4 protein-coding genes, 1 pseudogene and 1 riboswitch are annotated in these 4358 nt (G+C 77.1%); all 5 genes and pseudogenes read right to left on the minus strand.

Features of this window, described 5'->3' with window-relative positions; translation table 11 throughout:
- A pseudogene (locus ABEB16_RS17915) lies at positions 1-181 on the minus strand (hypothetical protein); the annotation flags it as partial.
- 230 nt (positions 182-411) lie between these two features.
- Positions 412-504: riboswitch (SAM riboswitch) on the minus strand.
- A gap of 74 nt (positions 505-578) precedes the next feature.
- Complete coding sequence (locus ABEB16_RS17920) at positions 579-1436, minus strand: methyltransferase domain-containing protein (RefSeq protein WP_345713579.1); 858 nt, start codon at positions 1434-1436, stop codon at positions 579-581.
- A 112-nt stretch (positions 1437-1548) separates the two neighbouring features.
- Positions 1549-2001, minus strand: coding sequence for a GNAT family N-acetyltransferase (locus ABEB16_RS17925; protein WP_345713581.1), 453 nt, complete (start codon positions 1999-2001; stop codon positions 1549-1551).
- 77 nt (positions 2002-2078) lie between these two features.
- A complete protein-coding gene (locus ABEB16_RS17930; protein ID WP_345713580.1) occupies positions 2079-2894 on the minus strand; it encodes a DUF1684 domain-containing protein in 816 nt (271 codons plus the stop codon).
- Complete coding sequence (locus ABEB16_RS17935; protein WP_345713582.1) at positions 2894-4261, minus strand: NtaA/DmoA family FMN-dependent monooxygenase; 1368 nt, start codon at positions 4259-4261, stop codon at positions 2894-2896. The genes ABEB16_RS17930 and ABEB16_RS17935 overlap by 1 nt, the downstream gene beginning before the upstream one ends.
- Positions 4262-4358 lie beyond the last annotated feature (97 nt).

The following is a 4358-nucleotide window of genomic DNA, read 5'->3' on the forward strand; positions in this document are numbered from 1 at the left end:
GGATGTGGCCGGTGTCGTAGAGCAGCACGTCCTCGTCGCTCTCCACGACGACGAGGCCGGGGGCGCCGAGGCGCTCGGCCAGCCAGTCGGTGCTGACGAGGCGCTCGGGGTGGGCGTAGCCGGCGAACTTCGGCTGGCTGTCGTCCGCGGCGTGGGTGGCGCGGTCGTCGATCTGCGTCATGTGCTTCTCCTCGGGGGGAACCCGGGCGGACCGGGGGCTCGTGGTGGGAACAGGGCTCGTGGTGGGCGCGGTGGCGCGCCGGCGCGCGCAGGCACCGGCCGGCGGGCCGGGTGGGGTCAGCGCGGACAGGCGGTGGTGACGCTGCGGCACAGGTCGACGTGCCGGCGGCGCCGGTGCAGCGGCTGGACGGGCGCGCTCGTGCGCGTCGTCGCGACCCCGGTCATGCCTTCCCTCCATCGTCCCTGGCAGGAGCACCCGCACCCGTCACCGGGGGGTTGCTGCGGCGTCGTGGAGCCAGGACTCTCAGCCGCTCTTGATGGTTGCCGGGGCCAAGGTAGGGCGTGGGGGGCCGGTGCTGTCAACCGCCCTCCCCCGGCCGGGCCAGCGGGTGCGGGCGTCAGCCGCGGCGGCGCCCCACGACCTGCCAGGAGCGGGCGGTGCGCAGGTACGGCTCCCGGTCGCAGGCGGCCAGCTCCAGGCGCTCCAGGTCGGCGTAGAAGCCGGGTTCGGCCTTGCGGCTGTCGTCGGCCACGAGGTCGCTGAAGCAGCGGACGCCGAAGCGGAAGTCCACGCTGCAGCGGGCGGCGCGCAGCGCCTCCTCCGCCAGCTCCGGCGCCACCCGCTGCACCTCGCGGTCGAGGACCGGGTCGTGGGCGGCGGAGGCGTCCAGCAGGTGCAGGGCGCCGGGCAGGTCGTGGCGGCGCGCGACGGCCGCCAGGACGTCGCCGGCGGGGTTGGAGGCCAGCAGGGACACGCAGCCGCCGGGGCGCACCGAGGAGACGAGGGTCGCGACGTCGGCGCGGACCTGCTCCTCCCCGCCGGGTCGGTGCTGCAGCACGTCGTGGCACAGCACGAGGTCGAAGGTGCCCGAGCCGCCCGCGCGGTGGTCGGTGAGGTCGGCCAGCGCCCGCAGGTCCTCCAGGTCCGCGTCGACGGTGCGCACCCGGTCGGCGACCCCTGCCGCCGCGGCGGCCGCCCGGGCGCGCTCCAGCATCCGCGTGCTGGTGTCGAGGACCGTGACGCGGCAGCCGCGGCGGGCCAGGGCGACCGCGTCGCTGCCGTCACCGCCGCCGGCGTCGAGGACGCGCAGCGGGCGCCCGGAGACCGTGCGGCAGACGCGGGCCAGGGTGTGGTCGACGACGCGGTAGCGCAACCGCCCCCACGGGGCGCCGGACCAGCCCTGCCAGCCGGCGATGTCCTCGACGAGGTGGCCGGTGAGGACCTCGGCGGCCGGGTCCCCGACGCCTCCGGACACGTCCGCCTCCAGCCGCTGCCGCCGGCGGCTCACCCGCCGCGCCCGGCGACGATCGTAGGACCGTCCCCGCACCCGCGCGCGGCGCCGCCGGGTGCGGTGCGGGAGCGGGACCTCACCCGAGCAGGTCCTTGCGGAAGGGCAGCGGCCCGATCGTCTCCGGATCGGCGGACAGGTCGAACCGCGGCGCGTAGCCGGCGGCCAGGTACAGGTGCCGGGCCTCCGGCTGGCGCGGACCGGTCGTGAGGTGGACGTGCCGGTACCCGGCCGCGGCGGCGGCCGCCTCCAGCTCCGCGACGACGCGGCGGGCCAGCCCGCGACGGCGGTGCCGCGGGTGGGTCCAGATCCGCTTCAGCTCCGCCGTCCGCGCGTCGTGGCGGCGGTAGGCACCGGCGGCCACCGCCGCGCCGTCCTCGACCAGGAGCAGCAGCAGGCCGTGCGGCGGCTCGAACTCCTCCACCGGGTAGGCGGTCAGCTCCCGCTCGACGACGCCGGGCAGGTGGCCGTAGCGGCGCCCGTACTCCACGGCCAGGTCCGCGAGCACGGGGCGCACCAGCGGGTGGCGCATGCCGACGACGCGGACCTGCGGCCCCGCCGGCGCGTCGGCCGGGGCGTCGGCCGGTGCGTCGGCCGGTTGCAGGGTGGTCACCGCGGGTCCCGCTCCCCCGCCTCGACGGCGAACGGCAGCCGGTTGCCGGCCGGGGCCAGGGGGCAGGTGGCGTGGTCGCTGAAGGCGCACGGCAGGTTCGCGGCGCGGTTGAGGTCCAGCACCACCGAGCCGTCGCCGGCCGGGGCCGGGACGGCCAGCGAGCGCACCGTCCCGGTGGTGCTCACGCCGCTGGTGGCGTCGGTGAACAGCACCCGCAGCTCGCCGCCGGCGTCACCGAACGCCACGAGCTCGACGGTGCGCCCGTCGTGCTCGAAGCTCACCCGACCCGCCGCGCGGTAGGTGTGGGACAGCCCGGCGACCACGGCGGACACGGTGACGTCCTCCGGCGCGGTGGCGGGCCGGAAGCGCCCGGGCAGCACCCAGGCGGGATCGAAGTCGAAGACCGGCACACCGGTGAACGCCGCCCGCAGCGGCGAGCGCGGGTCGCGCACCCGCAGCGCGGCGGAGGTCCCGCGGCGCAGCACCTCCACGACGCGCTCCCCGGCCTCGACGGGGGTTCCGGGGGCGCCGTCGAGCGGGCGCAGCTCGCGCGTGCCGGTGAGGGGGTCGCCGTCGAGGACGAGCCCGTCGCCGGCCGACGCCGTCACGGTCACCGCCTCGTCCGTGGCGCTCCACTCCCCCGGCACGTCGCCGTGGCGCTGCGGGTGCGGCGACAGCCAGTGCAGCGCGGTCAGGCTCAGCCAGCCGTGCGGCAGGGACAGGGTCGCGGTGCGCTCGGCGCGCCAGAGCTCCCACTCCCGCCGCGCGCCGGCGGTGTGGTCGGGGACGGTGGTCGGGACGGTGGTGGTCATCAGCGCGCTCCGGTGGTGGACGGGGTTCGGACGGTGGGCAGGTCGAGGTGCTCGCGCAGCGTGCTGCCGGTGTACTCCCGGCGGAAGCTGCCGCGTTCCTGCAGCAGCGGCACGACGCGGTCGACGAACTCGTCGAGGCCGGTGGGGGTGAGGCTGGGCACGAGGACGAACCCGTCGCAGGCGTCGGCCTGCACGTACAGGTCGATCTCGTCGGCGACCTGCTGCGGGGTGCCGACGAACTGCTGCCGGTCGCTGACCTGGATGACGAGCTCGCGCAGGCTCCAGCCGTTGGCCGCCGCCAGCTCCCGCCACCGCTGCGCCACCGCCAGGGGGTCGCGGACGTGCCGCACCCGCCCGCGGGTGATCTCCGCGCCCGGCTCGGGGTCCTCCGCCGGCAGCGGCCCGTCGGGGTCGTGGCCGGACAGGTCGCGGCCCCACACCTGCTCGACGAACGCGATGGCCTGCTCCGGCCCGACCTGCTGGCGGCGGATCTCCCGGGCGCGCTCGGCGGCCTCGGCGGGGGTGTCCCCGAGGACGAAGCCGGCGCCGGGCAGGACCTTGACGTCCTCGGGGGCGCGGCCGTGGCGGGCCTGCCTCGCCCTCACGTCCGCCGTGAAGGCCTGCCCCGCCTCGAGGGTGCCGTGGATGGTGAAGATGGCGTCGGCGTGCGCGGCGCCGAACTCCCTGCCCTCGTCGGAGTCGCCCGCCTGCAGCAGGACGGGGTGGACCTGCGGGCTGCGCGGCAGCAGCGCGCGGGCCGTGACGTCGAACTGCTCGCCGGTGTAGCGGACGTCCCGCACACCACCGTCGCGCAGGAACACCCCGGTGGCGGCGTCGGCGGCCAGGGCGTCGGCCTCCCAGCCCTCCCACAGCAGCCGGGACAGCTCCACGACCTCCCGGGCCCGCACGTAGCGGTCCTCGCGGCGCAGGAACCCGCCGCGGCGGAAGTTCTCGCCGGTGAAGGCGTCGGAGCTCGTCACGAGGTTCCACGCCGCGCGGCCCCCGGAGAGGTGGTCCAGGGAGGCGAACTGGCGGGCCACCTCGTGCGGCTCGTTGAACGTCGTGTTGATGGTGCCGGCCAGGCCCAGGCGCTCGGTGACGGCGGCCAGCGCGTTGAGCACCGTGAGGGTGTCGGGGCGGCCCACGACGTCGAGGTCGAAGACCTGGCCGCGGTGCTCGCGCAACCGCAGCCCCTCGGCGAGGAAGAAGAAGTCGAACAGCCCGCGCTCGGCGGTGCGCGCCAGGTGGACGAAGGAGGCGAACTCCGTCTGGCTGCCGGCGCGCGGATCGCGCCAGACCGTCGTGGAGTTCACCCCGGGGAAGTGCGCCGCGAGGTGGACCTGCTTGCGGTGCGCCCCGGTGCGCACGGCGGGCGCCGCGGTGCGGGGGCGGGCGGCGGGGTTCGCGGTCACCGGGTCTCCTGCGGGTCGGCCGCGGCCACCGCCGCGGTGGTGAACCGGTTGG

Source organism: Kineococcus glutinatus, assembly GCF_039542765.1.
GTDB lineage: Bacteria > Actinomycetota > Actinomycetes > Actinomycetales > Kineococcaceae > Kineococcus_A > Kineococcus_A glutinatus.